The organism is Porphyromonas gulae, from assembly GCF_000765945.1.
Taxonomy (GTDB): Bacteria; Bacteroidota; Bacteroidia; order Bacteroidales; family Porphyromonadaceae; genus Porphyromonas; species Porphyromonas gulae.
Map to the genome: position 1 here is coordinate 134,687 of NZ_JRAT01000009.1, position 23,110 is coordinate 157,796.

A 23,110-nucleotide genomic window follows, 5' to 3' on the forward strand; every position below is an offset into this window, starting at 1 on the left:
GGTAGTGTCTATTCTTTTTTTCTTGCTTGGAGTATGTCGATAGGGTTGTTGCCGTCAGCCGTCAGTCGGACGGATGAGAGCAGCTCCATCCCGCAGGCTTCTATTCCGGTGAGGAAGAGGTGTCGACTCTCTTCCGATACAGAGTTGAATACCAGCAGGCCGCCCTTTGTCATAACGCTGTGCACCTTGGCAATCATTTCTACAAGACGGCCTCCGTGGCCACCGATAAAAACGGCATCAGGCGGAGTGAGGGAAGAGAGATCCTCTTCCATAAAATCTCCGATCCGGTAGGCTATGCCGGGTGCACCGAAGCGGCGGCTGTTCACGGACATCAGTTCGGCGCCTTCGGGACGGATCTCAAACGCAGTGATATGCAAATGAGGAAAGTTCAATTTGGCTTCGATGGAAACGGATCCCGTACAAAAACCTATATCCCAAAAGGATGAGGCTCGGTGCAGTTCGAGACAACTGAGCGAAACGAGTCGGAACGGCATCTTCGTAATCATCTTCGTTCGCCCGTTGAGCGGCATGAAAGCACTTTCGGACAGTCCGAGCGGAGCACGACTGCAAGCGAATGGCCGAGTAGCCGAGAGTATCAAGCAGTTGGGGCGTTCGAAGTCGCGATCGGCTGCCTCCTGCAGGGAGAACGTGTCCAAGCATTGTTCTTGGGGGTTTCCCATCCGAGTGCCTACGGACATGGTATAGTCCTCATAGCCGTAATCGAGCATTCGCATTGCGATAGCGGAGGGGGTATGCTCTTGGTCGGTCAGAATGCCGATCTTCTCTGCCCGCTCGATCAGTGCACGGTCGAACTCATGCCATGGCCTGCCCGTAAGCGATACGATACGCATATCGTGGTACGGCATGCGAAGAGCATGAGCAAGCATCTGCAAGCTGTTGAACGTGGGATAGACCGTAACCTCGGCATCGGGTAGCCGATTCATCACCGTATTGGCAAAGCCGAAGAAAAGCGGATCCCCCGAAGCGAAAACAACTATCTCCTCAAACTCCCGATAACGGGCAAATACATCATCCAGCGGTACTGTAATATCTATCCACTCGGCATTCGCAGGGAGTAGTCCGCGCACGATCTCATGATGCCGTTTGCCTCCGCTGAATACCTTGCCGGAAGCAATAGCCGCCATCGCTGCAGGTGGGAAAAACGGATGAGGGTCATCGCTCATCCCGAGTATGACGAATCGCTGTCGCCGTATCTGAGGAGAAGCACCTCCGTAAGTAGCTTCACACATCGCGCCCCGGTCTGAGTTGTTCGGCATCGTTATAGCAGAGTATGGCATTGACCAGCGTGGCAGCCAGATTGCTGCCGCCTTTACGGCCTTCGACGATAATCTTCGGAATGGAGCGGAACGGCTTCACGGCATGTTTGGATTCCTGTACGTGGACGAATCCGACCGGTGCCGCAATGATCCCGGCCGGAGAGGCTTTGCCCCGACGGATCAGATCGGCCAGTTCCTGTAAGGCTGTGGGTGCATTGCCGAAGGCGAAAAGAGCATCGGGGTGCTCCTCCACGGCCAGGCGTATACCGGCCTGCGTTCGGGTGATGCCGTGACGAGCGGCCAGTTCTGCCACGCGCGGATCATGCAGATAGCATTTGGCCTCCACGCCCAGACGTTCCAGTGCCCCCTTGCGAATACCGGAAGTAACCATGGTCACATCTGTGACAATCGTGCGCAGCCGTCCGGCTTCGATCATTTCATACAGAGAAGCCACCGCACCGGCATCCGTGTAGAGTATATTCTCCATATCGAAGTCCGCTGTGGTATGAATGGCATGGAGCAAAGCCCACTTGTGGTCTAAAGGCCAATCCTGACGGTGCAGCTCTTTCTCGATCGTGCGGAAACTCTTGATCATAATCTCCTGCCCGATACCTTTGGCTTCGATCTCTTCTTCGGGGTAGTAGCCGCGAGGGGTGATAAAGTGCCCTTCGTAGCAGTACGACTGCGAATTGCCTACGAGTACGACAGTGAACATATCCACCACTTCGGGATCGAATTCGCCGAGAGTCGTCACCGTCACCTGCTCCTCTTCCCGGCCTGCCTGACGGACAAGTCCGACGGGCGTATCGGCCGAACGATACTGCATGAAGATCTCTACGAAACGATAGAGCTGCCAGTATCGGCCCTCGCTCTTAGGGTTGTATATAGCTGTGACGAAGTCCGCGGAGGCTGCTGCCACTATGCGCTTTTCGATGATCGGCCAAGGGGTCATCAGATCGCTCAGCGAGATCAGGCAGAGGTCATGACCGATGGGAGCACCCAGCAGCGAAGCCGCTTTCTGAAAAGCACTGATACCGGGCAGCACTTCGATGTCCATCTCCACGCCTTTGGCTCGTTTCATTTCATATATAAGAGGAGCCATGCCGTAGATGCCGGCATCGCCGGAGCTGATCACGCAGACCGTCTTGCCACTGAGGGCATACCCGAACGCTTCTTCGGCACGCTGCCGCTCCTTCTTCATGCCGGTGTCCACGCAGTGGGTATCCGGACGGAGATAAGGCTCGATAAAACGGAAATAGTATTTATAGCCGACGACTACGTCGGACCGGCCGATGGCCGACAGTACGGCAGGAGTAATATCCGATGCTCCTCCCGGGCCTATGCCGGCTACGATGATTCGTGCTCGATTCATTTTGCTGAAAGCGGATAAAGGTATTGGATGAATGGAGATAGCGAGCGAATGGTGTTCGCCTGCGCTCCCTACAAAAGTAAGGAAATAAGACATGCAGCCATAAGGCCCCGACATCGATCCGATCGCACCCATGTCTGTAACCTGCTGTCATGGGAACACGAACCAAAAATGCTCCGATTGTGGCGCGCGTTTTCTCAGAAAATGGCGCGAGAAATTTTTCGTTGTGGCGCGAGAATTTTTCAGTTCCCGAACCAAAAGCGAAAAGTTTACGCGCCACGTTTTGAGGAACGACGAATACAAAAAATCCGGCGCGTAAACCGATCCCTGTATAAGCCGATGTGCCAATGTTTTGCAGTTTGAGTTCGATAGCGGAAGGAAGTAATAGCTGTATTGGATGAGGTGTCGCTTCGGATCGGCGATGGGTGGGTTGAAAGGATGAGATTCAGGGGAACGGCAAAAAAAATGTGCCATCGGATGACAGATTTCGGTTTGTTCTGCGTCTCGTAAATAAAGACCTTTGCAACGGAGGTTTTGTCCCGATTACTTAGCATGGAAGTAGAAGCATTCGCCCATAGCGTAGCCCCTTTGGCTCCTCGGCTCAAACGAGTGGCATATAGCATCCTCGACGACGAGGAAGCTGCGGCCGATGTGTCGCAAGAGGCTCTGATGCGTCTGTGGATCAACCGAGAGCGGCTGGGCGAATACGACAGCATCGAAGCAGTGGCCGTGACCACTGCTCGGCGAATAGCCTTGGATATGCTCCGCAAAGAAGGACGGATGGAACCGCTGCCGGACAATCTGCCTTTCTCCGATCATGCCCCTACGCCCCAGGGCGTACTGGAGCAGTCCGAGACCATGCGTCTGGTGGAAGCCGCCATCGAAGCGTTGCCTCCGTTGCAGCGAATGACTTTCCGGCTGAAAGAGATCGAAGGCTACGAAAGCGAGGTAATCGCCCGGCTCGTGGGCGTGAAAGTCGAAGCCGTTTATACCAACTTGAGCCGTGCCCGGCGTGCACTGCGTACAGCTCTGGCTCTCCAACTCAAACGATGATGAAACGAATAGGGTTCAACAGAAAAGCTATCCCGACCGAAGCAGAAATAGGCCGGTTGTTAGATAAGTACTTCGACGGGCTTACCTCCGGTGCAGAAGAGGATCGCCTCCGTCGCTACTTCGCGACGGCCCGGCTGCCCGAGCAGTGGGAGCATTTGCGCCCCCTCTTCGGTTATGTCAGTTGCAGGCGTGCCGTGGATGGACGTTTCCTTTCCGACACTCCGAAATCTACCGGTCGGAGCCTGCCGGCAAAGCACTTCCTGTGGAGTGTGGGAGGAGCTTCCGTAGCAGCGGCTATCGCTCTGACGATCGCTCTCCGATCGCCTCATGTGGCGGATCAGCCACTGCCGACTACCGGCTCCTTCGCCATGGTGAACGGCGAGCGCGTGAACGATCCCGATCTGGTACGGCAGTATGCACAGGAAGCCTTCGAGGCCGTATCCATCGATAGGGAGGAGCTGGCACAGGAGCTTTTCGACCTTTGACGGATGTACAAGTGAACACACAATCGGAATAAAACAGTATCAGCAAAAAAAGATAATGAAACAGTACAAACTATATCTGCTCACCCTGCTCCTGTGCCTGACGGCTCTTGCTTCGGCATACGGACAAAGCCCGGCACAGCCCCATGTACAGGGGGTATTCGACCGCTACGGCCGAGCCAAAGATGTGACGATGGTAGTGATGAACAGGGAGATGTTGGTCGAATACGACATCCATCTGTACAAGAGCCTGACCATGCGCGATCCGGGCAAACGCCTGCAGAAGATACAGGATGCGGTATCCGCTGATCGAAAGTCTGCCAAAAGTATCAAGGAGGTGATAGACTCCGGTATCCTGACTTCGGGCTACTATGAACTCTCTCCGGCCAACGGCCTGAACCGATATATACTCTATCGCTACAGTCCCAAACGCGGTATCACGCTCATCTACATCGAGGGTAAGATCGGTTCCGAGGATCTGGTATCGCTCCTGATGCAAAACAAGAATTGATAATCAACTAACACATAAAATACAGAATCACTCATGAAAAAAGCATTTCTCTTTGGCCTCGCCGGTATCTTCTTCGTGCAGATGGCTATTGCCGGCAAGCCCGCGCAGGTTTCTCTCGACACGACTGTCCGAATCGATGACAAGGTAGTCGTCATCAACGAAACCGAGGACGACATCGACATCACGCTCTACCGCTACAATGCCGACGGTACGCACGGACGGAGCGAACAGGTATTCAAAGGAGTGTATCTCAAAGGGCGGAGCATCGAGCAGCGTTTCCGCAATACGATCTTCGATGTACCTCTCAACCTTACGAGAAGCAGCAAGTGCACCGGCGACAAACGGATTCGTTCCATTGGGTTGGGTTCTTTCAAACTCGGATTCGTAAACCTCACGGGCTCTGCAGGCGAGCATGTCAATGCCAGCTCTTCGCTCCGCTATACGCTGGGTTTGATGAGCGTCTCGTACCGACTCAATGACTGGCTGGTGATCGCTCCCAATCTGGACATCGAGTTCAACTCCATTCACCTGAAGAACAATCATTCATTTCAGGATGTAGAGGGGCTTACCCAAGTGCTCCCGGCTGCCGAAGGAATCACTTACGATAACAGCCGACTGCACATTACCTATATGAACGTCGCCGTACCGTTTATGATGAAGAAGTGCCGCAGCTCCTTTTCCCTCTATGCCGCTCCGGTGCTGAAGTTCAAGACGGCTTCCAGCTCTAAGGTGTGGTTGCCGGACAACAAGAGTCATCAGAAACACGGTCGCGATCTGAACCTGAATCCTATCGTCCTCGAAGCCCGTGTCGGTATCAATTACAGTGCTTTCAATCTCTATGGTTCTTATACGCTTACGCCCCTGTTCCGCAGCGGAAAAGGACCTGATACACGCATGTTCGCCATCGGCTTCGGCTTTGGCTTCTAAAAACGAAAAAGCAATGAAACGTTTCTTTTTGACCACCGCTATACTGCTGTCCTCCGTGCTTGCCTCTTACGCCGACAGCCTTCCTTCGGCCGTTCGCGATACGGTGATTCGTGCCGGGGAGAAAACCATTATGATCAAGGATGGTGAGGACGATTTCGAGGTAATTATACAGGAGTCCATGCCTTCGGGAGATACGATCCGAAACGAAAAGATATTCAGAGGTGTCTATCGCAATGGTCGCAGCATCGAACAACGCTTTCGGAATACTTTGATCAATCGGCCGAACAGGGATAAGGAAATGCCCATTTGGGGTACTTACGGTTTAGGCTCTTTCGAATGGGGAGGGTTGTTTGTCGATGACTCTCATTCCGACATAGGTCGGAGTCATTCCTACCGTATTTCGCTCCAGCTCTACGGAGATATTTACCGTCTGAACAAGTATCTGGTGCTGACTTATGCCCTCGGCTGGGATGCCGATCTTTACCGTGTCACCGACTCCAAAACGCTGAAGAATATCGACGGAGTGACTACCGTAGTGGATATGCCCGGCCGAGCCGAATGTAGCCTCTCTGCCGTATATCTGAAAGCCATGCCGGCACTGGTATTCAATGGGGTAGGTTCTAACTTGGCTGTCTATATAGCTCCTGTATTGAGAGCCAAAGTATATTCTGTTGCTATGACCGATGGCCCGGATATCCGGCTGGAAAAGTTGAGGAGGGTCAATCTGAACACCTTCTCGGTCGAAGCCCGTGCCGGTATCAACCATCGTAACGTAGGGATTTTCTTTACCTATTCGCTGACACCACTTTTCCGAAGCGGTAAAGGCCCCAAGCTCCATCCCTATACATTTAGTTTGTCTTTGAGTTTGTAAATACTCGCCCATATCTATTCGGACAAACCACCTCAAAAAAGGATGCGGGACAGAATAAGGTTTTTAATACCTCATCTGTCCCGCATGCTATCTATTGACACACAGGTATCCGATAAAAATAGATCGAAAGCTCTATGCTTTTCGGACACCGATCATACCGGAATGATCAAAACGCACCCCATTATCCTGCCCTGATAACGAAAGGGCCGTACCGCGTGAAAGAATCCCATAAAGAGTGAAGTGAACCCTAAAAGTTGGGCAAAAAACTTTAGGGTTCATTTCTTGGCGATAAATCCTTCAATCATGGCAAGTCTTCTTTTTTATTCGAGTTCTTGGGTGGCAACAGCCTAATCCTATTCCACTATTTCTGCTTCTATTATATCGGAGAAGCTTTTGGACTTATCCAAGTCTTTTAGCAGATACATTTCTTCTTTAAGCTTTTTCCTTAGTTTATTCATCATTGGTTTTAATACTATGAAAGTCATCCCACCGGATATTACTCCACCGAGAATCGGAACAATTTTAGATGCTCCTCTGCCTATGCTTTGTTTGGTTATCGAAATACCGATCCATCTTGCAACTTGTTTGGCCGTGTTGTATATTCCATATTTAGTCAATGCTATTTGAGGTATTCTTTTTGCTGCTTGCTTTGATGCCTCCATTGCTATTTTTTTTATCATATCGTTTGCGAGTTTAACTCCTGACATCACTCCCAAAAAAGTCATGATCATATTTTTGGTCTCATCGTTAATCCCATTTTTCCCATCAAGCAGAGAGGGGAAACCATATATGTAGGCCAACTTTTGTGCTACTATGATCAGTTGGTAGTATTGCTGTGCAATGTCTGCCGGGACTGTGCCGAATAAGGCAAAACCTCCGGGTATTCCTGAAATGGCAGAAGCACTTGTTGCGAGAGTAAGATGGTATTGGCAAACGTCCTTTGCTACGCGGTCTACGATAGCTTCGTTATAAACTTCGATAGGAGCTTTGCCTTGCAGCTCTTCTGTCCGCTGATATTTAGCAAACTCATTTGCTAAGAATGAATCTCTTTCAACTATCGCTCCCGGTAGCTTGAGTGCTGCATTAAATACTATGTCAAATAGTTGTAATCCTTTTTCTTCCATTTTTTCTATTGTTTTTATTGTTGTTTTCTTTTGATCCTTGGTTGTCTTACCCGATCATTTCCACATCGAGGTCTACGGTGTTCAGCGCACCGGCTCGTTTGAGGTCTACTCCGTAGATACGCATGAAGGCATCAGCTACCATCTGTCCGCCATTGGTGGTCAGGGGATTGTAGAAGTATTTGCTTAGCACTTCGACGCTCATACCGGCTTCGAGCAGTATGCCATTGGAGTTTTTTCTCCGTCTGACTGTGATTCTATAGAGTGGCATATCTATACTGTGTGAATTTTGTTCGGATCACTCCCCCGAAGTCCAAGGCCGGGCTTCGGGGGAGTGGTGGTGAGGAGATCAGAGGCCGCCGCTTCCGCCGGTTTGTTCGCCGCCGCCTTCGCTCGGAGTGGAGGGAGAGGTGGTGTCATCTACTTTCTGACCGTTGCGATAGACGGCGAAGCGGATGTTCTCGGCTACGGCCGAGAGGGTGCGATTGATGTAGAACTGAATTTTGGCCTTTTTGAGGATGGAGGCATTGACCTCTTTCTCCGTCTCCACGTACTTGGAGGGAACGGCCACGCGGAAGGTGCCGATCTGTCCGAGCTTGACGGTATTGCCCTCGGTGAGTTCGCGCTGGAGGTAGTAGGCGAGTCGGTCGATGGCATTGCGCACATCGCCTGTGGTCAGGGAGGACATCTCTGCAATGTCTTTGATGACGTCCTCGTACTCGATTACTCGGGGTTTGTCCACTTGGGCATAGTACATGGTCTTGCCTTTGTGCTTGCCGATCTTCATGATCTGGCTCTTGACTGATAAGTTCAGCATAGGAATAATTGTTAAAGGATTAATATGATAATGAAATGTTGTCAGTCGAAGAAGACCCCCGAGGGATCCCTCCCGAGACCCCTGAGGAGTGTCCTATGGGATCCCTAAGGAGTGTCTGGTGGGACCCCTTAGGGGTCTCAGGAGGGATCCCTGAGGGGTCTTGGAGGAGATCCCTCAGGGGTGTGCATCCCGAAAGAAAGGAGAAAGGGTATGAGGTATGCCGCAAGACTTCCCGATGGAGGCCTTGCAACGGTTGTAACAGACTGTTTGTCAGTTGTTTACAAATGTAAAACGGGGGGGGGGTAAAATGCCTTTATTCGGCATTTCGACAGCCGCTACGGGACTATCGTCAGCAGTAAGGATTTGAGGGGATTTCAAACGGAAAAAGCGCAAAGAACGATTTGGTATGCAGTCGCCCACGAAGGTGGTTTTCTTTGCTTTTATGTCCCGATACATGGTTCCCGATAAATGTGATTGAGAGAGCACCAAAGGTAGAAAATATATTCATACAATTGAGTTCTTTTCGGTCTTTTTTCGGGTGTAAAGTCAGGGTATCGGGTTTTTGGGATTGTGAAAAAACATAGGCACCCGCATACAAGCCTCTTTTTCCGGTCTGTATATGATATAATGTAGAGGCCGAGGCTCATTGTATTATTGAGCACCGGCCGGTGATTGTCGTAAGAGGATAAGGGGGGCGGATATTGCTGTTTACGGATACAAGCCGGTCTTTATATTATGGAAATGCTTGTAGCGCGCAATGGATAAAAGAGGGGCATGAGGCTTCATGCCGGTTTTCTACAAGAGCTTCAGGGCGATGGCGGCACAGGCTTCTGCATCTGCCAGGGCTTGGTGGTGTTGTGCCAATATATATCCGCAGCATTGGGCTACGGTGGGCAGACGATGATCGCTGAGGTGTCGCAGTTGGCGGCGTGCTGCCTGGAGCGTGCAGAAGAACGGGTAGTCGGGGTAGTCCATTCGGTACATCCTGAATACCGCCTTGAGGCAACCTTCGTCGAACGGCTTGTTGTGTGCCACGAGCGGAAGCCCTGCGATCAGAGGCTCCACCTCGGCCCACACGTCCGGAAAGATCCGTGCCGACTCGGTGTCGGCAGCGGTCAGTCCGTGTACGCGTGTATTGTGGTAGTTGTAATAGTCCGGTTCGGGACGAATCAGGCTGTAATAACGGTGTACGATCTCGCCACCTCGTACAACGATGATTCCCACACTGCAGACACTCGTCCGCTCGGCATTGGCCGTCTCGAAGTCTATGGCAGCAAAGTCCAGCATCGCTTACTTCTGCAAGGCTTCGTTCATCGTCTCGATGATCTTGACGATATTGCCGGTGAAGAACTTCACCGAGATGGCAAGCAGAATGACACCGAAGAATTTGCGCAGGATGTATATACCGCCCTTGCCGAAGAAACGCTCCAGCTGGTTTACGAAACGGAGCATCAGGTAGATCATAGCCACGTTGATCAGGATGGCAATGGCGATGTTGGTCATCGCTATACCGTCGGCACGCAGCGTGAGGATGGTGGTAAACGTTGCCGCACCGGCAAAGAGAGGAAATACCAGCGGCACGATGGTGGCACTGCCGGCAGGTCCGTCGTCCTTGAATATCTGCACGCCGAATATCATCTCCACGGCCATTACGAAGAGGACGATAGCCCCTGCCACGGCGAAGGAAGAGACGTCCACGCCGAAGAAGTTCAGCATAGGCTCTCCGATGAAGAGGAAAGCGAGCATCATGACGCAGGAGAAAGTGGTGGCCTTGCCGCTATGGAAGGACTGGCCTCTGTCCTTGAGGCTGAGCACCACGGGAATAGCACCGATAATATCGATCGCTACGAATAGAATCACGAAGGAGCCTATGATCTCTTTCAGGTCGATAAGGCTCAAGTCCTGTAACACTTTGTCTAAAAAATCCATCGTTTCCAATTTGTTTAAGTAGTTAAGGTTCGAAGGTCAGGTTGGTTGTCACGATCTTGACAGTCGCAAAATTAACGTTTTTCACCCTATCGAAAGATAGCCCTGGGCGAAAAAGATACTGCCGGCACAGTATCGCGAGGGATGACTGTACCGGCAGCAAACACCGAGCAATGGCGTAGAGGATCAGAGGCGGCGGATCACCTGCATCATCTGCTCGCCCAGACCGATCGTATAGCCCTGACGGACGAATACGACCCGACCGAACGAGTCGGCGATGATGACGATCGGCAGGTTGGTCGCATTGGGCAGGTTCGCAGCCTCCCGTATCATGGCAGCATTGCGGCCTTGTATATCGAGTCCGAATACGGCTGTCTCGGGCAGGGAGGGGAAGTCTGCCGGTTTGTAGCGTTTATATCCGTCGGCATCGGGGAAGAGGAGGATCAGCTTGCGTCCCCACTGCTCGAAGTCGGCTTTCACCTTCTCCAAGTCTTTTAGGGCATGGTTGGTAGGTTCCTGACCGGCTCCGAGTATGGCCATCGCGAAGTAGCCGCGTCCTGTGGTAGAGAGGAGCGAGCGGTCTTCCGCATGGGAGAGATCGTGATAGAGCTGTTCGGCATTGATGGAGCCGATCACCTGAATGTCGGTCGAGTCGTGTAGCAGTTCGAGTGGCTGGCGAGTAGTCTTGCCTGCTTCTACCGTGAACTTCCTCATGCGGCACAATACGCTGCCGCTGGCCATACGCGTACCGGTAACGAGGAAGTAATGACCTGCATTCATCTCCTTGGGGCGGTCGAAGAGCGTCTTCAGGTCTGTCGGCTCGTTTTCATCATAATAGAGCGTGCGGATGATACCCGAGGGTTGCATCTCGGCCACTGTGAAGCGGCTGTAGTAGTTGGGGTTGGGAGCCAGTGCTGTCGGCGTATAATCCAGTGCCAGCGAACCCTGCTCCTTGAGGGCTGTCTTGCTCTCGCGCAGATTCACGTCGCTCCAACGCAGTGGCATCAGCTGCTTGCTGTATTGGATCTTGCCCGTCACCTCATCGTACCGGGCCGGTATGCCGAGTGTGCGTGCCATGGCTACGAAGAAGATCCCCATCGAGCGGAGGTCTGCTCGTTTGGCTCGCCATACACCAGCCGGAGTGATGGTGGTGTACTGCGTATTGTAGAGGGTATCCAGATGGATGTTCGAGCTTACCCAGCGAACCAGTTCGGCCGGATCTTGGCGCATGGATTCCTGCTCCTCGGCGGAGAGGATGCCGCGGAGTGCAGGGACGAATGAGCTGAGCATCTCCGTATAGATACGAGGCGATGCCACATAGCGCAGGTGGTGCCGGTACGCTTCGCCGCTTGCCGCTTCGGGAGCCGGCTCGGCCATGTCGCGGAAGAGTGCTTTGAGGAGCGACTCCGGCGTGTCGGTCAGGTCCTTGGGCGAAACGGTCTGTAGCAGATCCATTGCTCTTTGGCGTGCTTTTCCGGCTTCTACGGAACGCAAGAAACCTTCGATGTCGGCATGGTTGCCGCGGCTCGTTTGCAAGATGCCTGTCAGCGCAGGTGCATCCACACCCAACTCGGCAGCCATTGCTGCGGACTGCTCGGCAGTGGCGAATGTGGCTTCGTAGGCTGCCCGAATGGAATCCTCACGCAGGAGACGGGCATCGTTCGTGCTGATCTGCTGCGGAGAGCAGGTAGTAGGGATGGGATCCCCTGCAGGTGGCACGATTTTGAAATCGGCCCATTCGGGCTGTGCTTCGAAGCTGTCCAGTACGATGGTCAGCGGTTTGCGATCGTCGGCCTTGGACAGGGCATAGCCGAAGAGTCCGTCCTTGGCAGCCCAGATGAACATGTCGCCTTTGCCTACGCGCAGAGAAGCCTGCCCTTGGGCATCGGATTGCTTCGTCACCACGGGATAGAACTCCGAATAGTTGTAGATGCAGAAGCGAATATCGGCCCCTTCCACCACAGCACCGGATCGGTCGGTGACTTTGACTTCGATCATTTCCGTCGGGGCATAGTTGTCGATACAGTTGATCTCCGTGTAGTTGGCCGTGCGGAGCAATTTCTCTTCCGGACCTTCGTAGCGGCCGAAGACTCGCGTATGCGTCAGCATGGCGCGGACAACGGAGCTGTTGAACCAAGCATCGTTCAGCTCGGCTGCCGGTTCGCAGGCTCCGATGAAGTGCCATTTGCCGTCTACCCATACCTCCACCCATGCGTGGTTGTCGTCCGTATGTGCCCAACGCGGCGTATAAACCTGTCTGGCCGGAATACCTACCGATCGCAGGGCAGCCACCGTGAAAGTGGATTCCTCTCCGCAGCGTCCGAGGGCATTCTTCACCGTTGCAAGCGGAGAGCGAGTACGCGGGTCGCTGGGGCTGTAGGTAGCCTTCTCGTGGCACCAGTGGTTCACCTCCAGAGCGGCCTCCTTCATACTCATACCTTTCACTCGCTCTTTCAGCTCGGCATAGAACACCATGCGGCTGCTGTCGAGGTTCTCATTGTTCACGCGTATAGGCAGCACGAAGTGGCGGAAGAGCAGTTCGGGCACTTCCTTACCCCACGACATTTCCTCCCTTGCACGGAAGCTCTCGCGTACATTCTGCAAGTAGAAGTCGCCCGAGTAGTCCACGATGTCCGGCAGTGTCATATATGCATACAGGAACTCCAGTGCTTCGCGCTCTTCGGTATGGAGCGAATCGCGCTCCAGCACTTCGAAGAGATTGCCTTCGGATAGAGCTTCTCGTTTTACTCTCAGATCTTCCTGCACCTGTTTGCGGAAGTCTGCATCGGTGATAAAATGCTTATCGCTCCCCTTGCATCCTGTGAGCATGAGGGCGACGATGGCAAGTATCCCGATGCGGAATAGTTTGTTGTCTTTCATTATTACTTATATGTTTTTGGAAATTGTAGCTCTCCTTGGCATGTATTCTCTCCGTTCTTTCTATTCTCTTCCTTTCGAGAACAGATGGCGAAAGGCTTCCTCCACCTTTCTGACCGGCACGAGCCGAATGCCGAAGCGGCCGGCATCCTCCTGCCGGAAGTTATCGGCCGGCACCAATATCTCTTTGAACCCTATGCGCCGTGCTTCCGTAATGCGCTGTTCGATGCGACTCACGGGGCGTATCTCTCCGGAGAGTCCGACCTCGCCCGTCATGCATACGGCCGGCGAGATAACGATGTCCAGACTCGATGCCAACACCGCTGAGATGACGGCCAGATCGGTAGCCGGATCCACTATTTTGATACCTCCGGCAATGTTCAGAAACACATCTTTCTGTATGAGCTTGAAGCCGGCACGTTTCTCCAGTACGGCTAAGAGCATATTCATCCGCCGAATATCGAAGCCCGTGGCCGAACGCTGCGGATTGGCATAAATGGCCGAGCTGACCAAAGCCTGCGCCTCGATGAGTATCGGGCGAATGCCCTCCATCGCTACGGCTATGGCTATGCCACTGAGGTCTTCCCTGTTGCGTGTGATGAGGTGCTCGCTCGGATTCTCCACGCCACGCAGACCGTCTTGCCTCATCTCGTATATCCCCAGCTCGGAAGTGCTGCCATAGCGGTTCTTCTGCCCTCGAAGTATCCGGTAGAGATGGTGCTTGTCCCCATCGAAAAGGAGCACCGTATCCACTATATGCTCCAGCACCTTCGGTCCGGCTATGCTGCCTTCTTTGGTGATGTGTCCGATGACGATAACGGGGATACCCGTAGTCTTGCAGTATTTGAGCAGCAAGGCGGCACATTCACGGATCTGCCCCACGCTGCCGGCCGAGCTTTCCATTTCCTCGGTATAGACCGTCTGTATAGAGTCTATCACGAGGAGATCGGGTGTGAGTTCTTCTGCACGGGAGAGTATCCTCTCTATATTCGTTTCGCAGTATACGTAGCACTCATTCATGGCTTGCCCCAGTCGTTCGGCGCGCATCTTCAGCTGCCGGGCACTTTCTTCGCCCGACACATAGAGCGTGCGCAACCGGGGCAGACGCAGCACCGTCTGGAGGATAAGCGTGGACTTACCGATCCCCGGCTCACCGCCAAGCAGGACAAATGCTCCCTTGACGATTCCTCCTCCCAATACGCGGTCGAACTCCTCATCGCCGAAGCGGATGCGCTCTTCATCGCCGGACTCCACGTCTTGCAGGAGTCTTGGCCGGTTGTCCTGCTCCCGTGGCATGAAGCTCTTGGCTGCATGCTTGCCCGATACAGGTGCCGACACCTTTTCCTCGTCGATGCAGTTCCATTCTCCACAGGCATTGCAGTTGCCTTGCCATTTGGCGTATTTGGTTCCGCACGAACGGCAGACGTAGATCGTTTTCTCCTTAGCCATGCTTCAGTTGCTGTCGTAGGGTGTGCTATATAGAGAAGAGGTCGATTTATTCGCGCACCAGTGGCATTGTGGAGCAGCGGAGCAGTCCGCCCTGCTTGGAGATCTCCGCGTAGGGCACTTCCTCTACGGTCATCCCCCATGCCTCACGCAGGTGGTTGTTCAGACGGACGAAGTTCCGTTCGCTTATTACTGTGTCGGGACTGATGGAGAATATATTGGTATTCATCATATAGGCTTCTTCGGGCGTAATCTCGAACAGGTTGTCCCGGCCGCCGAATATCTCCGTGATCAGACCGAAGCTCTCAGGGTGCAGGAATCCTTGCCGATAGACTATGGCGCGACCACGGCTTACGGGCTGGAAGGCGCAGTCGAGGTGGAGCACGGAGCGCATAGGATCGGTGTCGTGCTTGATCAGCTCTATCGGTATGATGGTCTTGTGAGGGAAAAATTCGCGGAAGAAGTCCACAGCCCGTGCATTGGTTCGGGCCGTCTTGAAGGAAGGATAATCTTTCTGTAGATAGGTGCCAATGAAAAGAATATCATCATATAGCAGGATGTCTCCCCCTTCGGCATGAATGTCTTCGCTAAGGTGTACCAGATGGCTCTCTCCGACACAATCCCAAATGGGCGAAAAGGCTTCGGACTCGCGGGCACGATCGGCTATCAGGTTCGAGACGAAGAGTTTGTCGTCGATGGCAAAAGCCACATCGCGGGCAAATATCTGGTTGTAGTTTTCTATCGGCTCGGGACGGAGCACCTCTATGCCATGACGTACCAATACATCGAGTACGGCATCCATCTCTATCTTGATATTCTCGTCCGAAGGATAAGTGCCTCGTAGCACGGATTCATAGCTCTTGGCATCGTAGGTGTCGGCGAGAGCAGGTGCTCCGCCGGTCGAATCCGGCAACCCCAGTACGACGGTGCGCAAGGGAGCCGTTTCGTTGGTAACGTGTGGTAGTATCTTCATCATTAGGATTGCCTGCAAGGATTAAAAAAGTCAGGCTTCCGACAAAGATAATAAAGAGAAGAGAGTATTCCGCGCCGGAATTGCTAATAAACTCGAATCCGGCTATACTATCGGGCATAGACTTTTTTCTTACAAGGGGCTACTCGAACCGATGAAAAGAGTTTCCTGCTGTCGGCAGATTACGAGCCGAAAACGGTCGGATTGTGGTGCGTGTTTTGGCGAAAACACGCGTGACAAATTTTTCGCTTTGGTTCCAAAAATTTTTACTTCTCGCTCCAAAACAAAATTTTTCTCGCGCCACGTTTTTGGGAGCCATATCCCTGTTTTTTCTCGAACGACATAGAGAAAAGCTGTATACCTGCCATCGGTAACTACAGACACACGGCGGACACCTCGGCGTGTAGACCAAAAATGCCTACCTTTGGGGCAGTTGTAAAAACTAAATATCAATATCTAACAAAGAGGATACAGCGATGAAATTCTTTATCGACACAGCTAATTTGGATCAGATTCGCGAGGCGAACGACATGGGTGTCTTGGACGGCGTTACTACCAATCCGTCTCTGATGGCGAAAGAGGGTATTAGTGGGAAGGATAATTGCATGAGGCACTACTTGGCTATCTGTGAGATCGTCGATGGAGATGTGAGTGCCGAAGTGATAGCTACGGACTACGAAGGTATGATTCGCGAGGGCGAGGAGTTGGCCGCTCTGCATCCGCAGATCGTGGTTAAGGTGCCTTGCACGGCCGAAGGTATCAAGGCTATCAAATACTTCAGCGATAAGGGTATCCGTACCAACTGTACGCTCGTCTTTACCGTAGGCCAGGCCCTGCTCGCCGCCAAAGCCGGAGCTTCGTATGTGTCGCCGTTCGTCGGCCGATTGGACGACATCGCCAGCGATGGCGTCAAGCTGGTGGAGAATATCGTAGCGATGTTCGGATTCTATCGTTACGAGACGGAGGTACTTGCTGCCAGCATCCGCCATACGCAGCACATTATTCAGTGCCTCGAAGCCGGTGCCGATGTGGCTACCTGCCCACTCAACGCCATCAAGGGTCTGCTCAAGCACCCTCTTACGGATAGTGGATTGAAAGCTTTCTTGGAAGATCATCGACGAGTAAACGAAGGCAAATGATCCCTCGCTTTTTTCGCAAATATTCTATCGCATTAGCCTGCATCAGCGGGCTAATGTCGTTTTCAGCCCATACCGGTTGCCAAGTTGCAGGGGCAGCGCATTCATCGAGGAGTGAGGAGGTCAGGAGTCAGACTGCTGATTCGGAGCCGGAGATTTCGGTGCCAGCTCCGGGAGAGGAGGTGCGAGTAGTTGTCGGCGCGGAGAGGACAGAGCTGCTCCTGCCTCTTCTCAGAGGCAAGCGCGTGGCACTGGTGGCTAATGCTACGAGCGTGGTGGGCACAGAACGGGAACATCTTCTTGACAATCTGCTTCGGCAGGGAGTCAATATCGTCAAGGTCTTAGGGCCTGAACACGGCTTCCGTGGAGATGCCGACGCCGGGGCAGCGGTCAAGGATGAACGGGATGTCAGGACGGGAATCCCTATCGTTTCGCTCTACGGCAAAAATAAGAAGCCTACTCCTCGCATGTTGGCCGACGTCGATGTGCTGCTATTCGATATGCAGGATGTCGGCACTCGCTTCTTTACTTATATCAGTACGCTGCACTATGTAATGGAAGCCTGTGCCGAGGAGCGGAAAAAGCTGATCGTTACCGATCGGCCTAATCCGAACGACTATGTGGATGGTCCCATCTTGCAAGATGATTGCCGTTCGTTTGTCGGAGTGGATCCGCTGCCTATTCTTCATGGACTGACGATAGGAGAGCTGGCCGATATGATCAACGGCGAGGGCTGGCTGGGCAGGAAGGGAATGAAGTGCGATCTGACAGTGGTTCCGATGCTGGGCTGGAAGCATGGACAGGAGTACACCTTGCCGGTGAAGCCGAGTCCCAATCTGCCGACGGCCAATGCCATAGCTTGGTATCCTTCGCTCTGCCTGTTCGAGGCTACGATCATGAGTGTCGGGCGAGGTACGGATTTCCCTTTTGAAGTTTTGGGTTATCCGAATAAAAGGTTCGGGTCTTTTGTTTTCGTCCCACGACCTATTCGCGGTATGGATAGCAATCCTCTCTATAAAGGAAGAAGCTGTTACGGAGTGGATCTCCGGAGTGAAAAAGCTCCGCAGGGCTTGTCTCTACAGCTGCTGATCCGTTACTATCGGACTGCTCAGCAGGAGGGTATCAAGTTTGTGAACAGGAGACAGATGTTCAACCTTCTGGCCGGAACGAAAGAGTTGGCTCAGCAGATCGAAAAAGGCTGGACAGAGGAGCGGATCAGAGCTTCATGGCAACCGGATCTCGACAAATACCGCAAAATGCGAAAGAAGTATCTGCTCTACCCTACATCGGCCGAATAATGCCGGATATGCTCACACGAAGACAAAAGAAAAGGGATGCCCGGCCGGGCATCCCTTTCTCGTATGGAGGCTTTTCGGATTATCCGATATGGATCTTTTCCGTGCGAGTCGCTTTCTTCGTCTTGATGCTGATGGTGTAGATACCTTCAGACAGTGCTGACAGATCTATCGTCGAGCGAAGCTCGTTGGGGTTGGTTTTGAGCACAGTTCGTCCGTTAATATCGTAGAGAACAATCGCTTTGATAGGAGTGTTAGCCTCTATGACGATTTGCTTCGTTCCGTTTTGCGGACGGATGATGATACCGGTTTTCGCCACTACGTCCTGAATGGCGTCGTTAACGATAACCTCGATGTAGTCTTCTGCTTTCTTTACATTGCTTCCGCCCTCGTTGGTAGCCGTCAGCTGTACATCGTACTTACCTGTTTCATTGTAGGTGATCACCGGATTTTGCTCTGTACTGGTGGCAGGAGAACCCCCTTCGAACACCCAAAGCCACGATGTGGGATTGTTCGTGGAAAGGTCTTTGAAAGAAACTGTCTCTCCTTTCTTTATTTTTCGAGGCGTTCCTTCGAAGTTGGCTACCGGAGCAGGGACCGGAGCTTTCTTGACCTTGATGTATTTGGGCTTCTTCTTCACTGTTTCACCGGAAGGATTGATGGCCTTGAGGGTTACATCATATTGGCCGGCTTTGCTGTAAAGCACAGTCGGGTTTTCTTCTTCACTGGTAGCGGGAGTGCCGCCATCGAATATCCATACGTAGTTGGTGGCGTTGGTGGATTGGTTTTGGAAAGATACCGTCTGACCCTCTTCTATTTCCGTCGGGGTACCGACGAATTCAGCTACAGGCATAACGACATTGACAGTAATGAATTTTTCTTTCGTAATCGTGTTGGAACCACTTGTATTCCACACTTTGAGCGTAACATCGTACTGACCGGGATGATTATAGGACACGAGCGGATTCTGCTCTGTACTCATGGCAGGCTGTCCGCCTTCAAACGTCCACTCCCAATTCGTGGGGTTATTTGTCGTTAGATCCTGGAATTGGACGGTTTCGCCTACCGAGATGGTCATAGGAGAAGCAGTGAAATCAGGTACGGGCAGAGGAGCCGAGTTACCCAATGCAACGTCCATGATGACGGTCTCTTTGTCTTTGATAGTAATGGTACGGGTCGCTTCAGGATAACCCTCGGCTTTGTATTTCACCGTATAAGTACCGGCTTTGATAGGACGTGCGTAGTAGCCCGTGGTAGCGTCCGAATATACATCGGAGTTGCGCTTGTCATGGTTTTCTATCATGATCTGGCATTTGAGAGGCTGTCCGTTCGCGGCGGAAGTCACTGTACCATGTATCCCGTACATAGCCTCTTCGATCAATGCGAGCAGTGCTTCCTTGTTGTAGTTCCAATACTTTGGAAGTTGAGAGGCCGGCACCAATTTGGTGTTGCTGATTTCAAGGGTAATTTCTCGCAGGCGATGGAAATAGTTCGCATTGTCCTGACGGCTTCCTCGAATCATATACCAGTCTGAACCGTTGATGATTCCCGAATTGGTTTCGGAGGTCATGTAGCCGGGGGAAATACTCTGACAAGCGGCTGCGTAGTTGCGACTGATCAGTTTGTACCACTCATCGTCTGCATGTCTTTCTTTTTTATTATCCCATGGATAGTTTACCACCTCGGTACCGCCATGTATATTGGTGCCAAGAACAAAAGGAACCCTCGCTTCCAAATCCATGAATGCGATTGCCTCCGGCTGCCAGGGTTTTCCATCGGGGTGATCGCCGGCTACATCATCCTTGAAGTTACGGTTCAAATCGACATTGTTTGCATTGTAGCGAGTAGCACCCTGCACTGTATGATTTCCTTTTCTGTATGCTCCGTCGGGGTTGGTCAAAGGGCAGATCCATACTTCCGTTTTATCCAGAATGTTCTTAATCCTCGGATCGGATTCGTAGTTCGACAGCAGATGGTCTATGAGTCGGAGCAGTACCACATATCCGGTCGTTTCGTCTCCGTGCATCGTAGAAGTATAGAGCACGCGAGGCTTTTTCCCTGTATTGGCAGAGGACGTCAGCTTGCAAATCATCAGTTTACGATCCTTCACGGACTTGCCAATGACGGAAGTAGTACAAAGTGATGGATACTTTGTTTGGAACTCTTCCATCATGCTGATATAGGCTTCATAGGTGGGGTAAGCATTCCATTCGTATTTTTCTCCTGAGCGGTAGTCGAACATCTCGACAGCGCGCTGCATGGATGGAGGAGTCAAGAATGTAGGCTTGAGCCCATAGCGCAGGAATGCCTCGAACTCCTCTTCGCTGGCATAGGCAATGGCTTCATTGGTTACGGGGTCAAACTCGTCGATGGACATGATCAGAGCCAGCTCTTGTAGAACGGCCCTATCAGACACTTTGAATGAGAAGTAGGCTTCGCCCCGTTCTTCAAAATTGAAATAATCTTTGGCCTGTTGTGCATGCATGCTGCCGATGAAAGTCAGCAAGGCAACAAAAATGCCAAGAAACAAAAAGTTCTTTTTCTTCATAAATAGGATAATTATAGTTGTTGTTTATATGCTCCCGGTATCCTTTTGCGGGAAAAAGGTGCTTATATTTAGCACAAAGCTATGGCATTGCGGAGCATTTTTTCTGGCTAAGTTGAGTCGCAAAGATAAAAATATTCTTATCCCATTATCCTTTTAAGTCCTAAAATCGATCGCTATCCTGTCCGAATGAAGCAAGGGCGAGAATACTCTCCGAAGGAGTACCTCGCCCTATTGCTGCTCGCGTCTATGAAAAGTTCTAAACTATGGTGCTATTATTTCCTTCAAGGGACTGTGCTAAAAGAGGAAGAGCGACTGACCCGGTACACACCGATCGCAGGCCGACCATAGCATACGAAACCGGCCGATCCTGACAGGTTGATATCCAATTTTTCGGCAACTGCGAGTTTACCATCGCCACTACCATGGATCCTCACGTCGGCTTGGCGAGCAAGGAGATGGCGACACTCGAGGTCTCCGCTTCCATTGCATTGGAGTGCAGCATAAGCCGTCTCCCCTTTTATCTTGATATCTCCGCTTCCGCTGAGATTGGCCCGAACACTTTGAGGAAGGCCCAGCGAAACGTCTATGTCACCCGAACCGGTCAGAGAAAGGACAGCATTCCTACCGGCAAAGATTTTGCCCCGCACATCGCCGCTTCCCCTAAGACTGATGTCTAGATCGTTAGCTATCGTAGCATTGGCAAAAGTGATGTCGCCGCTTCCGAACAGTCCGATTCGCAGGGATGGCTGGCGGAACAAACCGGAGAAAATAATGTCGCCGCTTCCGTGCAACTCTGCTTCTGTGAGATGTGGAGTAGTCACTCTGATTCGGACACCCTTATTAATGGAGATAGATGCCGTCGATTTCATTTTGATGATGAGCACACCATCTTCTACCGCGGTCACTACCAGCGGTAGGATGTTGGACTCTGCTTCTACTGTCAGGGGCTGCGCCGATGGCCCTTGCTGTACCTTTACCTCCATGCTACCCTTGACAATAAGCCGATCGAATCGACCTATATGGCGTTCTTCTATCTGTACTTTTTTATTACCCTTGATGCGTTTCCATGACAGGAACTGAGCAGAAGCAAAGCTGAAGCTTGCTGCCGTCATCAGAAGAAAGAGAAGTCTTTTTGTCCACATGATCAATTAGTTTTTAGTTAGTCGTTCTATGAGTAAGACGAACAAGTCCTCGAAATGTTACATCCCGGGCCGCTTTTTCTCAATCTCTCATCCGAACACAAGCAAAAAGATTACGTCCAAAAGGGGAAAATCATTCCTTCTTCATTCTCATCATGAACTAAACACAAAAAGAAGAGTCAGGAAGCAAAAACTGCAACCTGACTCTTTCCGGCTCTTCGTCCTTACCCTAATCTAGCGAGGGCGTAAGTAGCTATTGAGCTAAGAGGTAACGACTTACGGTTGCATCCTGAATGAAGAAGAGCGCCCGATTTTGTAAGAGCCAATCTTGGCCTTTCCATGGCAGGTGAAGCCGGCGGATCCTGATAGATTGACGCTGATTTTCTTCGTCACACTAAGGCGGCCACCGCCGCTTCCGCTCATTTTTATATCGGCATGGTCTGTCGTCAGGCTCTGGCAGTCGAACATCCCGCTTCCAGAACTCCTAAGCGTCGTGTTCGAAGCTTTTCCGGTGAGCTGAATACCTCCGCTACCTTTCATATCAGCCCGAATCGTCTTGGTGTCACCGACAGAAAGGGTGATATTGCCGGATCCTTTCAGGTTCATGCGTATATCCTTATGAGCAAAAATGCTGCCGCGAAGGTCACCGCTACCATTGAGTACGATGTCCAGTTGTGCCGCTTTTGTATCGATGAAGTTTATACTGCCGCTACCGTTAATGGTTACTTTCAGGGTGGGCTGGTTGAAACCGGAACCGAAAATCAAATTGCCACTACCGCCCAGTGTGACTGATTGTATTTCCGGCACACTGACGATAACTCGCACTGCAGCATTAGGCGATATGGAACGTTTTTTTTCGAATTCGATATTCAGGACACCTTTCTTTACCGTTGTATTGATTAGTGGTATGATGTTCGACTCAGCTTCTATTCGGAGGGGTGCCTGTATGGGGGAGTATTCGATCTGAATATCAATGCTGCCTGATGCCGAAAGGCTGTTGAAAGGCTCTGCCAAACGCTCTTCAGAGGCGAATTGCTCATTCCCTTTTACTCGTTTTTGGAGGTCAAGCCCCATTGATGCATGAATGCTGCATAGTGCAATGATCGCCAGTAGAAAAAGTCTTTTTGTCTTCATAATTGACTGTTTTTAAGTTGATGATTCTGTTCAAAGGGTACATTCATGATTGCATATTGGCACCATTCGACAGGTTTTCGTCTCATATGGTTAAACAGAATCGGCCGGATTTAGTTCCCGATCGAATCCGTCCGATCCGAAAACTCTGCGCCCCCTGTTGTATGAAGTCCACCCCAAAAGTTAGACATAAAACTTTTGGGGTGCACTTCAG

The 23,110-nt window shown here is 51.7% G+C and carries 24 protein-coding genes; 9 read left to right on the forward strand and 15 right to left on the reverse strand.

The window, feature by feature from the left end; genetic code table 11:
- Positions 1–8 precede the first annotated feature (8 nt).
- The 3 genes from HQ49_RS02875 to HQ49_RS12535 all read right to left on the reverse strand — a co-directional run bounded on the left by HQ49_RS02875 (position 9) and on the right by HQ49_RS12535 (position 2,904).
- Positions 9–1,250, reverse strand: a complete 1,242-nt coding sequence (locus HQ49_RS02875) for a bifunctional cobalt-precorrin-7 (C(5))-methyltransferase/cobalt-precorrin-6B (C(15))-methyltransferase (RefSeq protein ID WP_039418333.1) — start codon at positions 1,248–1,250, stop codon at positions 9–11.
- Positions 1,243–2,649 (reverse strand): precorrin-3B C(17)-methyltransferase, encoded by a 1,407-nt coding sequence (gene cobJ, locus HQ49_RS02880; protein WP_010955951.1) that lies wholly within the window; start codon positions 2,647–2,649, stop codon positions 1,243–1,245. The genes HQ49_RS02875 and cobJ overlap by 8 nt, the downstream gene beginning before the upstream one ends.
- A gap of 147 nt (positions 2,650–2,796) precedes the next feature.
- Positions 2,797–2,904, reverse strand: coding sequence for a DUF1661 domain-containing protein (locus tag HQ49_RS12535; RefSeq protein WP_152569131.1), 108 nt, complete (start codon positions 2,902–2,904; stop codon positions 2,797–2,799).
- Between HQ49_RS12535 and HQ49_RS12540 the strand changes: the two genes are divergently transcribed.
- The 6 genes from HQ49_RS12540 (at position 2,873) to HQ49_RS02905 (ending at position 6,490) form a co-directional block, all read left to right on the forward strand.
- Positions 2,873–2,965 carry a DUF1661 domain-containing protein gene (locus tag HQ49_RS12540; RefSeq protein ID WP_161781409.1) on the forward strand — a complete coding sequence of 31 codons (93 nt, stop codon included), beginning with the start codon at positions 2,873–2,875 and terminating at the stop codon, positions 2,963–2,965. The genes HQ49_RS12535 and HQ49_RS12540 overlap by 32 nt on opposite strands.
- Positions 2,966–3,198: 233 nt before the next feature.
- Positions 3,199–3,699, forward strand: a complete 501-nt coding sequence (locus HQ49_RS02885) for an RNA polymerase sigma factor (RefSeq protein WP_039418335.1) — start codon at positions 3,199–3,201, stop codon at positions 3,697–3,699.
- Positions 3,696–4,184: a hypothetical protein gene (locus HQ49_RS02890; protein ID WP_018965086.1), complete on the forward strand. Its 489-nt coding sequence runs from the start codon at positions 3,696–3,698 to the stop codon at positions 4,182–4,184. The genes HQ49_RS02885 and HQ49_RS02890 overlap by 4 nt, the downstream gene beginning before the upstream one ends.
- A gap of 55 nt (positions 4,185–4,239) precedes the next feature.
- Positions 4,240–4,692: a DUF6108 family protein gene (locus HQ49_RS02895; RefSeq protein WP_039418337.1), complete on the forward strand. Its 453-nt coding sequence runs from the start codon at positions 4,240–4,242 to the stop codon at positions 4,690–4,692.
- Between the two features lie 33 nt (positions 4,693–4,725).
- On the forward strand, positions 4,726–5,619 hold the full coding sequence (locus HQ49_RS02900; protein ID WP_039418339.1) for a hypothetical protein: 894 nt from the start codon (positions 4,726–4,728) through the stop codon (positions 5,617–5,619).
- Positions 5,620–5,632: 13 nt separating this feature from the next.
- On the forward strand, positions 5,633–6,490 hold the full coding sequence (locus HQ49_RS02905; RefSeq protein ID WP_039418340.1) for a hypothetical protein: 858 nt from the start codon (positions 5,633–5,635) through the stop codon (positions 6,488–6,490).
- A gap of 353 nt (positions 6,491–6,843) precedes the next feature.
- On the opposite strand, the gene HQ49_RS02910 is transcribed toward HQ49_RS02905, so the two are convergent.
- From HQ49_RS02910 to HQ49_RS12545, 9 genes are all read right to left on the reverse strand, one after another.
- On the reverse strand, positions 6,844–7,614 hold the full coding sequence (locus HQ49_RS02910; RefSeq protein WP_052073421.1) for a hypothetical protein: 771 nt from the start codon (positions 7,612–7,614) through the stop codon (positions 6,844–6,846).
- 46 nt (positions 7,615–7,660) lie between these two features.
- Complete coding sequence (locus tag HQ49_RS02915) at positions 7,661–7,882, reverse strand: DUF6140 family protein (RefSeq protein WP_039418341.1); 222 nt, start codon at positions 7,880–7,882, stop codon at positions 7,661–7,663.
- A gap of 78 nt (positions 7,883–7,960) precedes the next feature.
- Positions 7,961–8,428, reverse strand: a complete 468-nt coding sequence (locus HQ49_RS02920) for an HU family DNA-binding protein (RefSeq protein WP_004583867.1) — start codon at positions 8,426–8,428, stop codon at positions 7,961–7,963.
- A 795-nt stretch (positions 8,429–9,223) separates the two neighbouring features.
- Complete coding sequence (locus HQ49_RS02925; RefSeq protein WP_013815458.1) at positions 9,224–9,715, reverse strand: 3'-5' exonuclease; 492 nt, start codon at positions 9,713–9,715, stop codon at positions 9,224–9,226.
- A gap of 3 nt (positions 9,716–9,718) precedes the next feature.
- Positions 9,719–10,357, reverse strand: coding sequence for a MarC family protein (locus tag HQ49_RS02930; RefSeq protein ID WP_018965079.1), 639 nt, complete (start codon positions 10,355–10,357; stop codon positions 9,719–9,721).
- A gap of 183 nt (positions 10,358–10,540) precedes the next feature.
- Positions 10,541–13,234, reverse strand: a complete 2,694-nt coding sequence (locus tag HQ49_RS02935; protein WP_039418343.1) for a transglutaminase-like domain-containing protein — start codon at positions 13,232–13,234, stop codon at positions 10,541–10,543.
- Between the two features lie 60 nt (positions 13,235–13,294).
- Entirely contained in the window at positions 13,295–14,680 is a 1,386-nt protein-coding gene (gene radA, locus HQ49_RS02940; protein ID WP_039418345.1) for a DNA repair protein RadA, read from the reverse strand.
- Between the two features lie 46 nt (positions 14,681–14,726).
- Positions 14,727–15,653, reverse strand: a complete 927-nt coding sequence (locus HQ49_RS02945; RefSeq protein ID WP_039418347.1) for an arginine deiminase family protein — start codon at positions 15,651–15,653, stop codon at positions 14,727–14,729.
- Positions 15,654–15,779: 126 nt separating this feature from the next.
- Positions 15,780–15,929: a DUF1661 domain-containing protein gene (locus HQ49_RS12545; RefSeq protein ID WP_369794178.1), complete on the reverse strand. Its 150-nt coding sequence runs from the start codon at positions 15,927–15,929 to the stop codon at positions 15,780–15,782.
- Between HQ49_RS12545 and HQ49_RS12550 the strand changes: the two genes are divergently transcribed.
- From HQ49_RS12550 to HQ49_RS02955, 3 genes are all read left to right on the forward strand, one after another.
- Positions 15,898–15,993, forward strand: a complete 96-nt coding sequence (locus HQ49_RS12550) for a DUF1661 domain-containing protein (RefSeq protein WP_369794179.1) — start codon at positions 15,898–15,900, stop codon at positions 15,991–15,993. The two genes, HQ49_RS12545 and HQ49_RS12550, sit on opposite strands and share 32 nt — an antisense overlap.
- A gap of 130 nt (positions 15,994–16,123) precedes the next feature.
- Positions 16,124–16,786 carry a fructose-6-phosphate aldolase gene (fsa, locus tag HQ49_RS02950; RefSeq protein ID WP_018965075.1) on the forward strand — a complete coding sequence of 221 codons (663 nt, stop codon included), beginning with the start codon at positions 16,124–16,126 and terminating at the stop codon, positions 16,784–16,786.
- The gene (locus HQ49_RS02955; protein ID WP_052073422.1) at positions 16,783–18,081 is read left to right on the forward strand and encodes an exo-beta-N-acetylmuramidase NamZ family protein; all 1,299 of its coding nucleotides are present in this window, start codon (positions 16,783–16,785) and stop codon (positions 18,079–18,081) included. The genes fsa and HQ49_RS02955 overlap by 4 nt, the downstream gene beginning before the upstream one ends.
- A 79-nt stretch (positions 18,082–18,160) precedes the next feature.
- On the opposite strand, the gene HQ49_RS02960 is transcribed toward HQ49_RS02955, so the two are convergent.
- From HQ49_RS02960 to HQ49_RS02970, 3 genes are all read right to left on the reverse strand, one after another.
- Complete coding sequence (locus tag HQ49_RS02960) at positions 18,161–20,626, reverse strand: M14 family metallopeptidase (RefSeq protein WP_039418348.1); 2,466 nt, start codon at positions 20,624–20,626, stop codon at positions 18,161–18,163.
- Positions 20,627–20,907: 281 nt separating this feature from the next.
- Positions 20,908–21,768, reverse strand: a complete 861-nt coding sequence (locus tag HQ49_RS02965) for a head GIN domain-containing protein (RefSeq protein WP_039418349.1) — start codon at positions 21,766–21,768, stop codon at positions 20,908–20,910.
- A 273-nt stretch (positions 21,769–22,041) separates the two neighbouring features.
- Positions 22,042–22,899, reverse strand: a complete 858-nt coding sequence (locus tag HQ49_RS02970) for a head GIN domain-containing protein (protein ID WP_039418350.1) — start codon at positions 22,897–22,899, stop codon at positions 22,042–22,044.
- Between the last annotated feature and the right edge of the window lie 211 nt (positions 22,900–23,110).